The organism is Nocardia sp. NPDC052112, from assembly GCF_040680135.1.
Classification (GTDB): domain Bacteria; phylum Actinomycetota; class Actinomycetes; order Mycobacteriales; family Mycobacteriaceae; genus Nocardia.
Genome location: NZ_JBFAWD010000003.1, coordinates 444927 through 461887 on the forward strand (window position 1 = coordinate 444927; position 16961 = coordinate 461887).

At 66.8% G+C, this 16961-nt stretch carries 17 protein-coding genes and 3 pseudogenes; 11 read left to right on the top strand and 9 right to left on the bottom strand.

Annotated elements, in window-relative coordinates:
* Nucleotides 1-3: 3 nt before the first annotated feature.
* Nucleotides 4-1527, top strand: a complete 1524-nt coding sequence (gene adh, locus AB0L58_RS08105) for an aldehyde dehydrogenase (RefSeq protein WP_364383018.1) — start codon at nt 4-6, stop codon at nt 1525-1527.
* Entirely contained in the window at nt 1527-2060 is a 534-nt protein-coding gene (locus AB0L58_RS08110; RefSeq protein WP_364383021.1) for a DUF779 domain-containing protein, read from the top strand. Before adh ends, AB0L58_RS08110 begins: the two co-directional genes overlap by 1 nt.
* 64 nt (nt 2061-2124) lie before the next feature.
* On the opposite strand, the gene AB0L58_RS08115 is transcribed toward AB0L58_RS08110, so the two are convergent.
* Both AB0L58_RS08115 and AB0L58_RS08120 read right to left on the bottom strand, forming a co-directional pair.
* Nucleotides 2125-2334: a hypothetical protein gene (locus AB0L58_RS08115; RefSeq protein WP_364383024.1), complete on the bottom strand. Its 210-nt coding sequence runs from the start codon at nt 2332-2334 to the stop codon at nt 2125-2127.
* An 86-nt stretch (nt 2335-2420) separates the two neighbouring features.
* Nucleotides 2421-4133, bottom strand: coding sequence for a putative PEP-binding protein (locus tag AB0L58_RS08120; protein ID WP_364383027.1), 1713 nt, complete (start codon nt 4131-4133; stop codon nt 2421-2423).
* A 146-nt stretch (nt 4134-4279) separates the two neighbouring features.
* On the opposite strand from AB0L58_RS08120, the gene AB0L58_RS08125 reads away from it, so the two are divergent.
* Genes AB0L58_RS08125 through AB0L58_RS08140 form a run of 4 tightly spaced genes read left to right on the top strand, consistent with a single transcriptional unit; the run spans nt 4280 to nt 8545 of the window.
* Nucleotides 4280-5047: a DeoR/GlpR family DNA-binding transcription regulator gene (locus AB0L58_RS08125; protein WP_364383030.1), complete on the top strand. Its 768-nt coding sequence runs from the start codon at nt 4280-4282 to the stop codon at nt 5045-5047.
* On the top strand, nt 5044-5994 hold the full coding sequence (gene pfkB, locus AB0L58_RS08130; RefSeq protein WP_364383033.1) for a 1-phosphofructokinase: 951 nt from the start codon (nt 5044-5046) through the stop codon (nt 5992-5994). The genes AB0L58_RS08125 and pfkB overlap by 4 nt, the downstream gene beginning before the upstream one ends.
* 11 nt (nt 5995-6005) lie before the next feature.
* On the top strand, nt 6006-8255 hold the full coding sequence (locus AB0L58_RS08135; RefSeq protein ID WP_364383036.1) for a fructose-specific PTS transporter subunit EIIC: 2250 nt from the start codon (nt 6006-6008) through the stop codon (nt 8253-8255).
* A gap of 32 nt (nt 8256-8287) precedes the next feature.
* Nucleotides 8288-8545 carry an HPr family phosphocarrier protein gene (locus tag AB0L58_RS08140; protein WP_364383039.1) on the top strand — a complete coding sequence of 86 codons (258 nt, stop codon included), beginning with the start codon at nt 8288-8290 and terminating at the stop codon, nt 8543-8545.
* A 121-nt stretch (nt 8546-8666) separates the two neighbouring features.
* Here the strand turns inward: AB0L58_RS08140 and AB0L58_RS08145 are convergent, their stop codons facing one another.
* On the bottom strand, nt 8667-9119 hold the full coding sequence (locus tag AB0L58_RS08145; protein ID WP_364383042.1) for a VOC family protein: 453 nt from the start codon (nt 9117-9119) through the stop codon (nt 8667-8669).
* Between the two features lie 210 nt (nt 9120-9329).
* On the opposite strand from AB0L58_RS08145, the gene AB0L58_RS08150 reads away from it, so the two are divergent.
* The 3 genes from AB0L58_RS08150 (at nt 9330) to AB0L58_RS08160 (ending at nt 11289) form a co-directional block, all read left to right on the top strand.
* Nucleotides 9330-9890, top strand: a complete 561-nt coding sequence (locus AB0L58_RS08150) for a hypothetical protein (RefSeq protein ID WP_364383045.1) — start codon at nt 9330-9332, stop codon at nt 9888-9890.
* A 63-nt stretch (nt 9891-9953) separates the two neighbouring features.
* Nucleotides 9954-10841, top strand: coding sequence for an aromatic prenyltransferase (locus tag AB0L58_RS08155; RefSeq protein ID WP_364383048.1), 888 nt, complete (start codon nt 9954-9956; stop codon nt 10839-10841).
* A gap of 85 nt (nt 10842-10926) precedes the next feature.
* Entirely contained in the window at nt 10927-11289 is a 363-nt protein-coding gene (locus AB0L58_RS08160) for a hypothetical protein (protein ID WP_364383051.1), read from the top strand.
* 44 nt (nt 11290-11333) lie between these two features.
* Here AB0L58_RS08160 and AB0L58_RS08165 read toward each other — a convergent pair whose 3' ends face one another.
* From AB0L58_RS08165 to AB0L58_RS08180, 4 genes and pseudogenes are all read right to left on the bottom strand, one after another.
* Nucleotides 11334-11855 carry a flavin reductase family protein gene (locus tag AB0L58_RS08165; RefSeq protein WP_364383054.1) on the bottom strand — a complete coding sequence of 174 codons (522 nt, stop codon included), beginning with the start codon at nt 11853-11855 and terminating at the stop codon, nt 11334-11336.
* A complete protein-coding gene (locus tag AB0L58_RS08170; protein ID WP_364383056.1) occupies nt 11848-12357 on the bottom strand; it encodes an NAD(P)H-dependent oxidoreductase in 510 nt (169 codons plus the stop codon). The genes AB0L58_RS08165 and AB0L58_RS08170 overlap by 8 nt, the downstream gene beginning before the upstream one ends.
* Before the next feature lie 23 nt (nt 12358-12380).
* Nucleotides 12381-12503, bottom strand: a pseudogene (locus AB0L58_RS08175) (SfnB family sulfur acquisition oxidoreductase); the annotation flags it as partial.
* Between the two features lie 28 nt (nt 12504-12531).
* Nucleotides 12532-13062, bottom strand: coding sequence for an LLM class flavin-dependent oxidoreductase (locus tag AB0L58_RS08180; protein WP_364383059.1), 531 nt, complete (start codon nt 13060-13062; stop codon nt 12532-12534).
* 274 nt (nt 13063-13336) lie between these two features.
* On the opposite strand from AB0L58_RS08180, the pseudogene AB0L58_RS08185 reads away from it, so the two are divergent.
* Nucleotides 13337-14317, top strand: a pseudogene (locus AB0L58_RS08185) (LLM class flavin-dependent oxidoreductase); the annotation flags it as partial.
* On the opposite strand, the pseudogene AB0L58_RS08190 reads toward AB0L58_RS08185, so the two are convergent.
* A pseudogene (locus AB0L58_RS08190) lies at nt 14219-14734 on the bottom strand (FAD-dependent monooxygenase); the annotation flags it as partial. The pseudogenes AB0L58_RS08185 and AB0L58_RS08190 sit on opposite strands and share 99 nt — an antisense overlap.
* A gap of 35 nt (nt 14735-14769) precedes the next feature.
* On the bottom strand, nt 14770-16155 hold the full coding sequence (locus AB0L58_RS08195) for a lipase family protein (protein ID WP_364383061.1): 1386 nt from the start codon (nt 16153-16155) through the stop codon (nt 14770-14772).
* Between the two features lie 272 nt (nt 16156-16427).
* Here AB0L58_RS08195 and AB0L58_RS08200 point away from each other — a divergent pair, with 272 nt between their 5' ends.
* Complete coding sequence (locus tag AB0L58_RS08200) at nt 16428-16904, top strand: GNAT family N-acetyltransferase (RefSeq protein ID WP_364383064.1); 477 nt, start codon at nt 16428-16430, stop codon at nt 16902-16904.
* Nucleotides 16905-16961: the final 57 nt, after the last annotated feature.

Genomic DNA, 16961 nt, shown 5'->3' on the forward strand with positions numbered 1-16961 from the left:
TCGATGACCGTCTTCGCCCGCCCGGGCACACCCGGCGCCGCCATGTCGTTCCAGACCCGATACGACAACTGGATCGGTGGCGAATGGGTCGCGCCCGTCAAGGGGCAGTACTTCGAAAATCCAACTCCCGTAACGGGTCAGCCGTTCTGCGAGGTGGCGCGTGGTACCGCGGAGGACATCGAACTCGCCCTCGATGCCGCGCACGCCGCCGCACCCGCCTGGGGCAAGACCTCGCCTGCTGAACGCGCCGTGATCCTGAACAAGATCGCCGACCGCATCGAGGAGAACCTGGATGCGATCGCCCTCGCGGAGGCTTGGGACAACGGCAAGCCGATCCGGGAAACCCTGGCCGCCGATATCCCGCTGGCCATCGACCACTTCCGCTACTTCGCCGGTGCCATTCGGGCACAAGAGGGTTCGCTGTCGCAGATCGACGCGGATACCGTCGCCTACCACTTCCACGAGCCACTCGGCGTGGTCGGCCAGATCATCCCGTGGAACTTCCCGATTCTCATGGCCACCTGGAAGCTCGCACCCGCACTCGCCGCCGGAAACGCGGTCGTGCTCAAGCCAGCCGAGCAGACCCCCGCATCGATCATGTTCCTGATCGGTCTGATCGGCGATCTGCTGCCGCCCGGTGTGGTCAATATTGTCAACGGCTTCGGCGTCGAGGCGGGAAAGCCGCTGGCCTCCAGCCCGCGGATCAAGAAGATCGCCTTCACCGGTGAGACCACCACCGGTCGCCTGATCATGCAGTACGCCTCGCAGAATCTGATTCCGGTCACGCTGGAACTCGGTGGTAAAAGCCCGAATATCTTCTTCAGCGATGTCCTCGCCGCCAATGACGACTTCCAGGACAAGGCGCTCGAAGGCTTCACCATGTTCGCGCTGAATCAGGGTGAGGTCTGCACCTGCCCGTCACGCGCGCTCATCCAGGCCGATATCTACGACGAATTCCTCGCCGCGGCCGTGGTGCGCACCAAGGCGGTGCGGCAGGGCGATCCGCTCGATACCGAAACCATGATCGGCGCGCAGGCCAGCAATGATCAGCTCGAGAAGATCCTGTCCTACCTCGAAATCGGCAAGGGTGAGGGCGCGACGCTGCTCACCGGCGGCGAGCGCGCCGACCTCGGCGGCGATCTGTCCGGCGGATACTATGTGCAGCCAACGGTTTTCGCGGGCAGCAATTCGATGCGGATCTTCCAGGAGGAGATCTTCGGACCCGTTGTCTCGGTGACCTCGTTCGCGGATTACGACGAAGCCATCAAGATCGCCAATGACACCCTGTACGGACTCGGCGCCGGCGTATGGTCACGCGACGGTTCGGTGGCCTACCGGGCCGGACGCGATATCCAGGCCGGTCGGGTATGGACCAACACCTACCACCAGTACCCGGCGCATGCGGCATTCGGCGGCTACAAGCAGTCCGGCATCGGCCGCGAGAACCATCGCATGATGCTCGACCACTATCAGCAGACGAAGAACCTGCTGGTCGGCTATGCGTCGAAGGCGCAAGGCTTCTTCTGATGGCCGCGGTCCCCCGGCGCGTGCGCGCCACCGCGGCGGCGATGGAGCTGCTCCGTCGCCTCCGCGGGCTGCACGGGCCACTGATGCTGCACCAGTCCGGTGGTTGCTGCGACGGATCGGCCCCGATGTGTTATCCCGCAGGCGAATTCATCGTCGGCGATCACGACGTGCTGCTCGGATTGCTCGATCTGCGGTTGCTGGTCGATGAGTTGCCGGCTACCGCGCCGGAGCCGGACGATATTGCGCCGGTATGGATCTCGGGACCGCAGTTCGCCGCCTGGCAGCACACCCAGCTCGTGCTCGACGTCGTGCCGGGTCGCGGCTCGGGCTTCAGTCTGGAATCGCCGGAAGGGTTTCGATTCCTCAGTCGTGGCAGGGTTTTCGGTGATGATGAGCTCGTCGCGCTGGCCGCGATCGAACCCGTGACGGGCGCGGGCTGGGAGCGCGGGGAACGTCCGGCGGCGTCGAGCGAACCACAGGTGGTGGCCGAGGCGGCCGATGCCTGCCCGGTCCCCGGTCGCAGCATGGCGTAGTCGGCTAGAGGGCGCTCATGCGCGTCTGCGAGCTAACTTTTACTGCGGCGCTGCTGTTTCCGGCTCAAACCGGATTTCGCGGCTCGGTCGCCACCAGGTCGAGCACCAGATCCTGGAGCACCCGGCGCGTGGTGTGCGCCTGCGCGATCAATGGTTCGGATGATTCCGTCTCGGCTAGCTCTACCAGCCGATTTACTACGTGACAGACCGCGACGAGTCGACGGATCGCGTGACGTCGCTCGGCGAGATTCATGGTGTCGGTGGCCATACTCACCAGATCGCCGCAACGCCCCCGACCGTTTCGCTCGAGTTTGCTGGATCATCAAGTGGCACATACAGCAATCGGGACGCAACCGTCGATCATCCGGCGGACCGGAGCGCGGCGCGGGCGGCAGCGCGGGCGCTGTCCGGATCGGAGGTCGACAGGACCGCGGCCGCGGCGCGGCGGCAGTCTTCGTGCGTGACCGAGGCCAGGGCAGCGCCGACGGCGGCCACCGCGGCACCGGCGGCGGAGAGCGAGCCGATGCCGAATCCGGTGAGGACGCAGGCCAAGAGCGGGTCGGCGGCGGCTTCACCGCAGACGCCGACAGGTTTGTCCGCGCTCGCACCGGCCGCCGCGGTGCGGGCGACCAGTGCCAGGACCGCGGGTTGCCAGGGGTCGGTGAGTGCGGCGAGGTCGGCGGACATGCGGTCGGCGGCCATGGTGTATTGGGCGAGATCGTTGGTGCCGATCGAGAGGAAGTCGACGTGTTCCAGAATGGCTTCGGCCAGGAGGGCGGCTGCGGGGACCTCGATCATGACGCCCGGGACCAGTCCGCGCGCCCGCACCTCGGCCGCGAACGACTTCGCCTCGGCCGCAGTGGAAATCATCGGGGCCATGACCCACGGTGTGGGGGTGCGGCCGGTGGCGGCCTCGGCGATCGCGTCGAGTTGGCGGTCCAGGATTCCGTTGTCGTGCGCGGCGACGCGGATGCCGCGCACGCCGAGCGCCGGGTTCGCTTCGTCGGCGTGGTCGGCGAAGCGCAGCGGCTTGTCCGAACCGGCATCGAGGGTGCGGATCACCACCTTCGACCCGGCATAGGCGTCGAAGACCTCGCGGTAGATGCCCGCCTGTTCGGCGACGCTCGGCTCGGATTCACGATCCAGGAAACATAATTCGGTGCGAAACAGGCCGATGCCCTCGGCCGGTTGTGCGCGGGTCGCGCGGGCGCCGGCGGCGTCCTGGACATTGGCGAGAATCTCGACCCGATGCCCGTCCGCGGTCGCACCCGGACCGGTCCAGGCGGCCGTGCGCGATTCCTGGGTGCGGTACTCGGCCACCGCGCGGGCGGCGGTTTTCGGGTCCGGACCGATGGCGACCTGTCCGGTCGCGCCATCGATCAGCACGTCGATTCCGGCTGGCACACCGTCGAGTCCGGCGATCGCGACCACACACGGGATGCCGAGTTGCCGGGCGATGATCGCGGTGTGGCTCGTCGGACCACCGCGCGAAGTGGCGAGGCCGACAATGAGATTCGGATCCAATCCGGCGGTATCGGCGGGAGCCAGGTCATCGGCGAGCAGAATCGATGGCCGCGCGGGCGTGGGAATGCCCGGTTCGGGCGCTCCGGCCAGCTCGGCGACCACCCGGTCGCAGATATCACGGAGATCGGTGACGCGCTCGGCCATCAAACCACCGAGCTTGGTGAACACCTCGGCGAACTGATCGGTGGCCGCGGTCGCCGCGACGGCGGCGGGACTGCCCGCGGCGATCAATTTCTCGGCGGCGCCGAGCCAGCCGCGATCGGCGGCCATGGCGGCATTCGCGACCAGCACCTCCGCGGCCGCACCGCTCGCGCGGGTGGCGCGCTCCCGCAAGCGCCTCGCGACCACCGACGTCGCGGCAAGGAAGGCTTCGTATTGCGATGCCCGATCGGGCTCGGCGACCGGCTCGGAACTCAGGTCCACGCGGATCCGGACCGCCGGGCGCACCGCGGGCGCGGCGGCGATTCCCGGCACCGCCGGGGTGCCGCGCAATGTCATGGCACTGCGTGCTACCCGAACGGTGCCGGTGGCCTGCGGTGATCCGGACATTCGATTCCTCCTCCACGCCGATGTCGAGTGAGTGCGACCGATTACTCAGCTCGGCTCGATGTGATCCAGACTACTCAAATCTCTTGACAAAGCAACATAGACGGGCATAAAACAACATAAACACACATTGTCAATCGGAGGATCGGATGTACGCAGAGGAGCGCCAGCAGGCCATCGCCGCCCTGGTCGGGCAACGCGGGCGCGTATCGGTCGCCGATCTGTCCGAGCAGTACGGGGTCACCACCGAAACCGTGCGGCGGGATCTGGCGGTGCTCGATCGCATGGGACTGATCCGCCGGGTGCACGGCGGTGCGGTGCCCGCGGCAGCCCTCACCGCGATCGAACTCGGCACCACCGAGCGCGAACACACACGTGCCGCCGAGAAGGACCGCATTGCCAAGGCGGCCCTGGACTATCTGCCGCCGGCCGGCGGCAGCGTGCTGTTCGATGCCGGGACCACCACCGCGCGGATGGCCGCCGCCCTACCCACCGACCGCGAACTGGTCGCCGTGACGAACTCGGTGCCCATTGCCGCACGGCTCAGTGGACTCGCCGGGGTGCGGCTGCATCTGATCGGCGGTCGGGTGCGGGGTGTCACGCAGGCCGCAGTCGGCGCGGAGGCGCTGCGGGTGCTCGGCGAGCTCCGGGTCGACGTGGCATTCATCGGGACCAATGCGCTGACCATCGGCCACGGGCTGTCCACCCCCGACCCCGACGAGGCGGCGGTGAAGCGCGCCATGATCGCCAGTGCCCACCGGGTCGTAGTGGTCGCCGACGCCACCAAGATCGGGCGCGAGGATCTGCTGAGCTTCGGTTCGGTCGAGGAGTTCGACGTGTTGGTCACCGATACCGGGCTGCTGCCGTCGGTACACAACGAACTCACCGAGTACGGCATCGAGGTGGTCACGGCATGATCGTCACGCTCACCGCGAATCCGAGTATCGACCGCACCGTCAACCTGCCGGATCCATTGCGGCGCGGCGCGGTACACCGCGCCGAGACCGTGCTGTCGCAGCCCGGCGGCAAGGGGGTCAATGTGTCTCGGGTGATCGCCGCCGCCGGAGTCGAGACCATCGCGGTACTCCCCGGCAACGACGGTGACCCCCTGTTGCGCATGCTCACCGATGCCGACATCGCGCACCGTCCGGTGCCGTGCCCCACCCCGGCCCGCACCAATCTCACCGTCGCCGAACGCGACGGCACCACCACGAAGATCAATGAACCCGGATCGTCGCTGTCGGCCGAATGCCTTGCCGCACTGGCGAATCAACTCGATGAACTCGCCGACAAGGCGAGCTGGGTGGTACTGTCCGGCTCGTTGCCGCCCGCCGTCCCCACGGACTGGTACGCATATCTGCTGCACCGGCTGCGCGGCGTCCGGATCGCGGTCGACACCTCCGACGCACCTCTGCTCGCACTGGCCGCCGAGCTGGAATCGGCTGCACCGCAACTACTCAAGCCGAATGCCGAGGAACTGGCCCAGCTGACCCACGGCGACCCGGCCGAGTTGGAAGACCCCGTCGCCGCGGCGCGTGCGGCGAGCACATTGGTCGCGCGCGGCGTCGATGCCGTGCTCGCGACGCTCGGCGCGGCCGGAGCCGTACTGGTCACCGCGGACGGTGCGTGGCATGCCGCCGCGCCCGCCATCACCCCGCGCAGCACCGTGGGTGCGGGCGATTCCGCGTTGGCCGGATACCTACTCGCCGATCTCGATGGGCTGGACGCACCGAATCGGCTGCGCCGCGCCGTCGCCTACGGCAGCGCCGCCGCCGCGCTGCCGGGGACCGGGCTGCCCGGCCCGCACCACACCGACCCCCGCGCCGTGGCCGTCACGGCGTTGGAAACCCTGCACAGTCGCTGAAGGACACTGCGATGGCCCACCCGACCACTTCCCCCGGTTCGATCATCACCACCGAGCTGATCAGCCTCGATACCGACCTCGGCAGCGCCAAGGAAACGGTGATAGCCGCCCTCGCCCAGCGACTGACCGACAATGGGCGCGCCACCTCTGCCGAGGCATTGCGTGATGCGGCACTGGCGCGCGAATCACAGTCCGCGACCGGGCTGCCCGGTGGGATCGCGATTCCGCACTGCCGGAACGCGGCCGTGACCAGCGCGTCGCTCGGGTTCGCTCGGCTGGAGCCCGCAGTGGATTTCGGTGCTGCTGACGGGCCTGCGGATCTGGTCTTCCTCATTGCCGCGCCGGAAGGTGCTGGGGCCGAGCATATGAAGTTGTTGTCGAGTCTGGCTCGGGCGCTTGTTCGGCCGGAGTTCGTCGGGTCGTTGCGGGGGGCTGCGAACGCTGATGAAGTGGTTTCGCTGGTCACAGATGTGGTTACGCAGACGCCTGCCGTGACGGCTGATTCGTCTGCACCCGAGGTTGTTTCGAGTGCGGCGGGTGGGTCGCGAGCTGGTTCGAACGGTACCGGCGCGACCGCTGCGAGTGGCGGTGTACCCGCGTCCGCAGTGACTACGAACAGCACTACCACGCCAGCAGCCGCTTCGAACGGCGCGATCGCTCCGGCACCGGCGGGGGTATCTCGCGGTGCGACAACACCTGCGCCCGAGAACGTTTCGCCTGCGCCCAGCGTTGCACCCGCTCCCGACAGCATTTCAGCTACGCCCGATAGCACTTCAGCAGACGAGACACGCGCAGTAGTCGGGCAGACGATAGTCGCCGTCACAGCCTGTCCGACGGGCATCGCCCACACGTACATGGCCGCTGACTCGCTCGTCGCCGCCGGTAACCGTGCGGGCGTCACGGTGCACGTGGAGACCCAAGGTTCCAGCGGCAGCACCCCGCTGAGCGCCGAAACCATTGCCGCCGCCGGTGCGGTTATCTTCGCCACCGATGTGGGGGTGCGCGGTCGGGAACGGTTCGCGGGCAAGCCGGTGGTGGAGTCCGGGGTCAAGCGCGCGATCAACGAGCCCGACACGATGATTGCCGATGCGCTGCGCGCCGCCCTCGACCCAACAGCGGCGACCGTCGCGGGGTCCGCACGCTCCGAGGGCGATTCGGCACCGGCGGCACTCGGCTGGGGCACCCGGCTGCGCCAGATCCTGCTCACCGGCGTCAGCTATATGATCCCGTTCGTCGCCGCGGGCGGCCTGCTCATCGCGCTCGGATTTCTCTTCGGCGGCTACGAAATCGCCGACCACGCCAAGAAGATCGTCCTCGACAATTCGCTCACGGCGCTTCCCGACGGCGGCCTGCCGACTTATCTCGGCGCGGTGCTGTTCCAACTGGGCTCGCTCGCATTCGGCTTCCTGGTACCGGCGCTCGCCGGATATATCGCCTTCGCCATCGCCGACCGTCCAGGTCTCGCACCAGGATTCACTGCCGGCGCCGTGGCCGTTTTCGTCGGTGCCGGATTCCTCGGCGGACTCGTCGGCGGTCTCGTTGCCGGATTCGCCGCACTGTGGGTGGCGAAACTGCCTGCCCCGCAATGGGCGCGCGGACTCATGCCGGTCGTGGTCATCCCGCTGTTCGCCTCGCTGATAGTCGGCGCGTTGATGTTCATCTTCCTCGGCAAACCGCTCGCCGCGATCACCAGCGGACTCACCAACTGGCTCAACAGCCTGTCCGGCACCTCCGCCCTCGCGCTCGGCGCCATTCTCGGCCTGATGATGTGCTTCGACCTCGGCGGTCCGGTCAACAAGGCCGCATATTCCTTCGCCGTAGCCGGACTGTCGGTCACCGATCCGGCCTCGCTGCGCATCATGGCCGCCGTCATGGCCGCGGGCATGGTCCCGCCGCTGGCCATGGCATTGACCACCGTCCTGCGCCCCCGGCTGTTCACCACGGCAGAACGCGAAAACGGTAAGGCCGCATGGCTGCTCGGTGCATCCTTCATCTCCGAAGGTGCGATCCCCTTCGCCGCCGCCGACCCGCTGCGCGTCATCCCCTCGATGATGGCCGGTGGCGCGGTCACCGGTGCGCTGATCATGGCCACCGGGACCACCCTCAGCGCACCGCACGGCGGCATCTTCGTCTTCTTCGCCGTCGGCCACATCGTCTGGTTCCTCGCCGCCCTCGTCGCGGGTACCGCCGTCGCCGCCCTCTGCGTCACCGCGGTCAAGGAATTCATCAAGCCACGCACCCCCGCCCTCGCCACCGCCTGACCACCCCCCTCACCCAAGGAGAATCACCCCCCATGGCCAGCACCACCGTCACCGTCGCCGCCGCCATCGGCCTGCACGCCCGCCCCGCCAACATCATCGCCGAAACCGTCACCGACTCCGGCGCCGAGGTCACCCTGTCCCTCGTCGGCGGCGACCCGGTAGACGCCGGTTCGGCCCTCATGATCATGACCCTCGGCGCGGCCCACGGCACCGACGTGGTCGTCACCAGCGACGACCCCACCGCACTCGACCTCGTAGCCAAGCTGGTAGCCACCGACCTCGACGCTTGAACGGACCTTCGTTCCACCTGATCTTGATGGCCCAGTAGTCGCCGCCGCCCGCGATTCCCGTGGCACACACCCTCGACAACGGCACTGTTCTGATCTCCTCAGACCAGTGCCGTTGCTGCACCTATGCGGCACAGAATTCGTTGCCTTCGGGGTCGTGCATGATCCACCAGTGACCGGCGGGGCCGCTGTCGATTTCGCGGACGCGCGTTGCTCCCAATGCTTCCAGCCGTGCGACGAGTGCGTCGAGGGTGCCAGGGTCGCTGTGCACATCGATGTGCAGGCGGTTCTTGCCGGATTTGTCTTCGGGCACGTCTTGGAAGAGCAGGCGCCTGCCTTGGCCGACACCGCTGGTCGGGTCGAACGGGTCGTCGGGGTGGCGAATGGCGGCGTAGCCGCGGAAGGTCTTGCGGCCGTGATGGTCGACGACCGCGTCGGGGATGAGCTGACCGGCGGACAGTAGCTGCTCGACGAGCGCGCTGGGATCCTCCACCTCGTACTCCAGCGCCGCGGCCCAGAAGTCGGCCAGAGCGGGGGCGTTTCTGGTGTCGACGACCAGTTTCCAGTTCAAAGCCACAGGCGGAACCTACCGCAACCCGACCTGGCCCGGTGAGATGCCGTTGAAAGCGCTGTGAAACGCGCGCGAGAAAGGATTCATGCCGTCCGCCGCCGAGGTATTCGCAGCGGCAGCGAGGGATTCCGTCGCAATCGCTCGGCACGACCGGGTAACCCGTTCGGTGGTCGGAGATGAAATGGCAACGAGGACAACGGAAGTACGGAGAACCACATGAAACGCTCGAGCACCACGCTTGCCGCGGTCCGGATGGCCGCGATGGCCCTGGCCGCCTCCGCCGTCACCAGCATCATCGGCGCGACCGGGACAGCGCACGCCGAGTTCGCCTACTGGCTGCTGTACAACCGGGGTATCGGCATGTGCGCGACGACGCAGGACGACCCCGCCAACGGCATCACCGGCACCGCCCGGTTCGCCGCGTGCGATCCCAACGATCGGCGCCAGTGGTGGCTGCGCGCCACCACCGGGCCCGACACCGTCGCCTTCAGCACCTACGAGGTGAACTCGAGGGGCCAGCACCGTTGCATGGAAAATGCCGAGGGTGGTTGGGGTTTGGCCTTTCTCGGCAGCTGTGATCAGCAGAACTACAAACAGAACTTCACCGTCGAATATGTTCTCTTCCCCGACGGCACCGGTAGCGAGGTCTACAAGACCCAGTTGGACAACCGCAAACTGAGCGTTCCCTACGCGGCAGGTACGTCCTACGTGACCGTCCGCAACGACTTCGGCAATGAAGACCCGCGCATGCAGTGGGACAGACGGTCCACCCCATGACGCCGGCCGCGAGATGATGCGAAGCGCTGCGATCGGGCGGTCGCTTCCGGGACGATGAACGTCATGAGCGCAAGGACACTCGATCAACTCCGGAAGGACCTGCAGAAGTATGCGCACCTGGCCGAGGTTCGCTACGACCCCGCGATCGCCGATCCGGTCCTGGAAACACTCGCCGAGCTGTGGACCAACTCGGTCGTCGGCGTGCGCACCACCACGCATCCGGTGCCCGAGCGCGAGGTCAACGCCAGGGTGATGCACCCGGGCGAGCCGACCGAACTCATCGAGAAACTGCGTGGCGCCGGACTTCTCACCTACACCGGGCATCCGATGGAACAGCTGCTGGCCGAGATCTCGGCCGAGGTGCCGGTCAGCTCGGGTGTCGACCTCGCACTCGCCGGTGGGGTGCAGAAGATCTGGCTGGTCTTCCCCGAATTGCTCAGCGTGGAGCGGATTCTCGGCTTCGCCGGGATCCCGGAGTCGGCGCGCGCGCACGCCGACCACCTGTCCCGCTACGGCGGCCGAATCGGCATACTCGCGGTCGATTTCGACGCACGCACGATGAACCTGTACTCGAACGTCTTCGAACCCGGCCACCTCGCACCCGCGGATATCACCGGGATCCTTGCCGAACTCGACTTCACCGCGCCCAGCGACACCGAGCTGGCGCTACTCACCCGCACCTTCAACCTGTACCGCACCTTCTCCTGGACCTCACCCCGGATGGAACGCATCTGCTTCCCGGTGCGCTGCGAACCATCCAGTTTCCCAACCCATCTCGACCCGATCCTGGCCCGTTTCGTCGCCGAAGCACCATTCGCCGACCCGCAGGCCCGCGGTTTCGTCTTCTACGCCGCCTACGGCCCGACGAACCGCTACTACAAGGTCCAGGCCGAGTACGCGGGTGTCCGTGTCGCCACCTTCCCCGGCGGCACCGCACCCCGCTCGACCTGACGGCCCTGTTGCGGGACAACCGGTCGGTCCGATATCCACAGAGACCGCACGCACCAGCGTCGGCGACCGCATCCGGGGGACCACAATGGAACTACTGATATACATCGTGCCGAGCCTGATCATCGCCGTGGCGGTGTACATGGCATTCGCGGCGGTTCACCACACGCTCGGGCTCCAGCGCGCATGGACCAGCGGACTGACGGCGATGGGGCGCTGTGAGATCGCGGGCAGCTTCGTCGCCGCCGATATCCCCGCGGGCACCACCGCCGCCGACCTGACCCTCACCTGGCGCCCGCCGGGTTGGGAAATCAGCACCGGGACCACGGCGGGCGGTCTCGCCGGAATCGGTCTGCTCCAGCTGACCCACCAACGCCTGCGCCGCCGCGATGTGATCACCACGCCGGATCGACCGGTCGCGCAGGGCCGACAACGGGTCACTGCCGTGTGAAGTCGCGTCGACGGCGTCGACGATGACCACAGCACCGTCGCGGTTCAGCTGGCGATCTCGGTGATCTCGCGGTGCGGGTGCAGGCTGCGGAACTTGCTGCCGTGGAAGATCAGTGGCTCGGCGTCGGCGCGGGCCGCGAGCCGGTTGATCCGCAGAATGACCACCGTATGGTCCCCTGCGGGGATGCGGGCTTCGACCGCGCCTTCGATCCACGCCGTCGCACCATCGATGAAGATCGCGTCGGCCGCGCCGCGGTGCACATCCACATTCTGGAAGCGGTTGCCGTTGCGGTTGCTCAGTGCCCGAGCCGCGTCCTCCTGATCGGTGCCGAGCAGGCTCAGCCCTAGTTGCGTCGCGGCATCCAGTTTCGGCCAGGTCGCCGAGCTGTTCTGCACGCAGAACGACACCAAGGGCGGGTCCAGCGAAACCGGTACGAAGGTACTCACCGCCAAACCGTGTGGCGTACCTTCGAGTTCGGCGCATACCGCGACGACACCGCTGGGGAAGCTGGCGAAGACCCGACGTAGGCCGGAGCCGTCTGAGGGAAGTTCGAAGAGCTCATGCATGATCGGCCACCTTCGAGGCGAGGGCCGCGGCGACCGGGCGCCAGCGTTCGGTGTAGCGCTCGACGGCACCGTCGTCCTGAAATGTGCTGTCCGACAGGTAGAGACCGGGCAGCGCCGCCGTCGCGCCGAGTTCGACCAACACCGGCTCGAGCAGCAGATCCGGGGCGAGCGCATGTGCCGGGCCCGCGCCGAGCATGAGCGGAACGGCCACCACATCGGTCAGCCCGGTGCCGCCGTCGAACTGTTCGAGGAACAGCTTCAACAGGCCGGTATAGGTGGCCTTGAAAGTCGGACTCGCGAAGACCACCAGATCCGAATTCGCCACGGCGCGAACGGCGGCCGCGACCTCGGGATCACCCCAGGACAGCAGGCGCGCACCGAACGAGACCAGATCTATCACCTCCGGTTCCACGTCCGGGCGTAACCCCGCGGCGACCAACCTCGCCGCGGTCAAGGTACGAGAGGCTGGCTTCGGATTCCCGACGACGACCGTAACTGTCACTTCCGTATCCTCTTCTCGCTCGATCAGATCACGCCGTGCGACGGCGGCGCGGTATCGTGCAGCAACGCCCGGCCGATGTGCTGATATTTCCACCGGACCGGGTCGTGCAGGGTGTGGGTTCGGGCGTTGCGCCAGAAGTGGTGGATTCGATCCGGTCGGCGGCGACGGCGGTCATCAGTGCCCCACGGCGGCGGGCGTGCGTGCGGCCTCCAGTTCACGGACCAGCGGCAGCACCTTCGCCCCGAAGTACTCGACCTCCTCCTGGAAGTGCAGGAAGTCCGCCAGCATCAGGTCGACACCGAGTTGCTTGTAGGCGACGATGCGCTCGGCGACCTGTTCGGGTGTGCCGATCAGCTTGGTGCGGAATCCGTCGTTGTACTGCGCGAGATCTTCCGATGTCGAATCCGCCCACATCCCCTTGCGGTCCTTCGTGGACGCACCGGCCTGCTGTACCGCGTCCCGGAAGCCCGCCACCGCGGGCTTATTCGCCTTTCCGAGGATTTCGCGCAGGGTGTCGTGTGCTTCCTTCGCGGTATCGCGGGCAATGATGAAGAACCAGTTGTTCTCCGCCGTCCGCGCCAACTTCTTGTTGTATTCGAAGTCCCAACCGGTGCGCTGCTCGATATCACTGGTGACCAGCCCCCCGCTGACATTCGGCACCCAGTAGGCGAACCGGATCTGATCGGCGATGTGCTCTGTGGTCATACGTACTCCATCGGGGTCGGGGAACCGTCTATCGCCAGGAAGGGGCGCACCGCGCGCCGTTTCCACTCCAACACCGGAAGCCGATCGGCAGGAGGATTTGAATCTGTGCGATCGGATGGGTGTAGCGATCAGACGTTGGCGAGGCGGTAGCCGGATCGGCTGTAGGGATAAGAACCACGCGGATTCCAACCGGTGACACGGACTGGGCGGCGCTGGCAGCATCGCGACTATCCGTGCCGGCAACGGCATCCGAACCGGCGAGGAGCAGTTGTCGATGTCACTGTCGTTCCATTGGTTTCTGCCCACCTATGGCGATTCGCGTGGCCTGATCGCCGGTGGTCATGGCACGTCGATGTCCGGTGACCGGCCGGCATCGCTGCGCTACCTCAACCAAATCGGCGCGGCGGCCGAGGACAACGGGTTCGAGGCGGTCCTGACCCCGACCGGCGCCTGGTGCGAGGACGCCTGGCTGACCACCGCCATGCTGGTCGAAACCACCGAAACACTGAAATTCCTGGTGGCGTTTCGCCCCGGGTTGGTCAGCCCGACGCTGGCCGCGCAGATGGCCGGGACTTTTCAGCGCCACTCCCGCGGCCGTCTGCTGCTGAATGTGGTGACGGGCGGCGAACCGCACGAACAACAGGCCTACGGCGATTTCCTCGACAAGGCACAGCGCTACGCGCGCACCGCCGAATTCCTGCACGTGGTGCGCGAGCTGTGGCGGTCCCGCGAACCGATCAGCTTCGCGGGCACCCACATCCAGATCCGCGATGCCCTGCTCAACAACCATCCGGACCCGATCCCACCGGTCTTCTTCGGCGGCTCGTCGGGACCCGCCGGACCGGTCGCGGCCCGCTATGCCGACACCTACCTCACCTGGGGTGAACCGCCCGCCGCGGTCGGCGGCAAACTCGATTGGATCCGCGGTCTCGCCGCCGCCGAAGGCCGCGAGCTCAGCTACGGCTTACGCATTCACGTCATCAGCCGCGACACTGCCGAAGCCGCCTGGGCGGTCGCGGACCGACTGCTTTCCGGCCTCGACCCGGCCGAAATCGCCCGTGTGCAGGCCAGTCTCGCGCGCAGTGAATCCGAAGGTCAGCGCCGAATGCTGGAACTGCACGGCGGTCGCACCGATCGGCTGGAGATCGCGCCGAATCTGTGGGCGGGCGTCGGTTTGGTGCGCGGCGGGGCGGGCACGGCGCTGGTCGGCTCGCACGAAGAGGTCGCCGACCGCCTGATCGAGTACGCCGACCTCGGCATCACCCATTTCATCCTCTCCGGATACCCACACATCGAAGAGGCCTACTGGTTCGGCGAGGGCGTGCTGCCCATGCTGGCACGCCGCGGCCGGTGGACGCACCCGCACCGCACCGAATCCGGTCCGGTGGCAACGCCTTTCGCGACTGCTACGCACTAGTCCTTCCTGGTCGTGAAAAACACGCGGTCGCATCGAGCGCACATTGACCAGCCGAGATCGCGGGAACGGCGACAGCTCGCCATACTTCTCGACCACCATCGCCCGCACGCCCCACCGTGCCGATAACGCCCGTGCGGTGAGCCCGACCGGCCCGCCGCCGACGATCAGTACCGGCACCTCGACGTCTGCGGACATATCGAGCTCCTCCATGGGGCACTCGGCTGGATTCTGCGCACAACTCTGCGGGACAGTCATCTCACCGAGATCTCAGCGGCGTCTCACCATCGGGCTCACCGGGCCGGCCTCGGACATTCGCTCGGGGCGGGCTCGCCTCGCAAGCGTCCGTCGATCCAGTCGATCTCCCCGGGAAAGCCGGTGAACAGGGCGATGACGTGCTCGCCGGGTTCGGTGCGGTGCACCGCGCGGACGCCGCGCGCACATTGGTTGCGGTAGAGATCGTCGCCGTTCTCGTGCGGGATCCAGAAATCGTTGGCGGCGTGATAGATGTAGAGCGGCACACCCGATCTACGGTCGGTGAGATCGAGCTGCCCGAAGATCTGATCGGCGATACCGCTGTTCAGCGGATCGCTGATATTGGCGGCGACATCGATCGGGACGCCGACCAGCCCGAGCGGGCCATTGGTGTCGCCGCAGGAGTCCTTGACGGGCGAGGTCGCCGCCCACTGCGCCAGATGATTCAGATAGCCGAGGATCTCCGGATGCTCGCGGCCCATCGCCAGCGCGACCACCAGCAGAATGCCGGATGCGGAGTTTCCGTTGAAGTGGCCGGCGACCATTCGATAGTCGGTCACGAGTCCACCTATGGCCGCCCCGACCACCACACCGGATAGTTCCGGTGCGTATTCGTCGAGCAGCATCGCGGCCGCATACGATGCGATCGCGCCACCGGAATACCCGGTCATCGCGAAACGGCTGCCCGTGAACTCCGCCGGCAGCACATGGCGCACCGCGCGAATGGAATCCAGCAGCACATGGCCGGCGACCCGCGGCTCGGCATAGGCCATCCACGGACCCTCGTGATCGGGAATGAGCACCGCATAGCCGCGGCTGAGCCCCCAGGCGGTGTTGGGTGGAAACAGATCACCCGCATTGAACTTACTGTGCAACCCGTGCGCCATCGCGTAGCTCGGCGTGCAGCTGAGCCCGAGTGAATTGATCGGCAAGGCATTCACCAGTACCGGCCGATCCCCCGGACCGGTCCACGCGGCGGCGGGAGTCACCAATGTCGCGGTGCCGAATGACGGCTTGCCCGATGCGTCCGTCGTCCGGAACTTCAGCAGAATCGCACGCTGAATCGGCACGATCGCCAGCAGTGCCGAAGTCGATGTCACATCACGCCACTCGACGATATCGCCGGGAGCGAGCCCGGCGAGTCCGTCCGGCCACTCGTCGAAGATCCGATCCCCGGACGGTGCGGACCGCACCGCTTGCCACAACGCCGCCAACTTCGCGGGCAGCGCACCGGCGGGCGGGGATGCGGCCGCTGGGAACGATGGCGCGGGAATAGTGTTATCGATCCATTGCTGCAGGTCGGACGGGCCAGGCGACACCGGCACCGCCGGCCCGGTGGTCGGGTCGGCGGATGCGGGCACGGATCCAACCACCAGCGCGCAACCCACCATGCTCGCGACGACAACAGCTCGAAGAATCGACATCTGACCCCTCCTGCATTCGACACTGCCCGACGAAGGCCAGACTATGTCGCGGCGGAATCACAGTTCAGAGCCTTTTGGACTTCTCACGACGAAGCCCACCCGACATGCCGGCCGACCACAAATTTCCGAAAAACACTGGCGTACAAGCAATCTCCACGGACCGACGGAGGGGCCGCGGTATCCGATCCACCACATATGCCGGGGGTGCGGGTCGGCGTATCGTTCTTGGTGCAGTGGTCCGCGACGGCCTATGCCCCGGCATCAGGAAGCTCATGGACATCGTAAGAGCGCCACAACCGCAATACCGGCAGGCACGCTTCGCCGATATCGAAGATATCGCGGCCATCGAGGCCGAGGTATTCGCCGAGCCGTATCTGTATCTGATGCTGCGCCAGCTCTACGACCTGCATGGGTCCGACTGGCTGGTCGCGGAGTTGGACGGCACGGTGATCGGCTATGCGCTGACACTCCGGAAGGCGAGCCGGGCCCTCCTGTTCACCTTCGCCGTGGCCGAGCAGCACAGCGGCAAGGGCTACGGTCGTGCCTTGCTGAGCCATATGCTGCAGCATTGCCGGAAAGATGGGGCCGAGGTGGTCTATCTGACGGTACGACCCGACAACGAGCCCGCGGCGAACCTGTTCAAGCGCGCTGGGTTCGAATTCGTCGAACACGATGACGAGTATTTCGGGCCGGGTGAACCGCGAGGTGTGTTCGAGTACCGATTGCGTAGCCGACACCTGGACTCGTGATCCGCTCGCCGATACGCCATACCGACCAACTGACCATGCTCGACGCAACGGTACTGC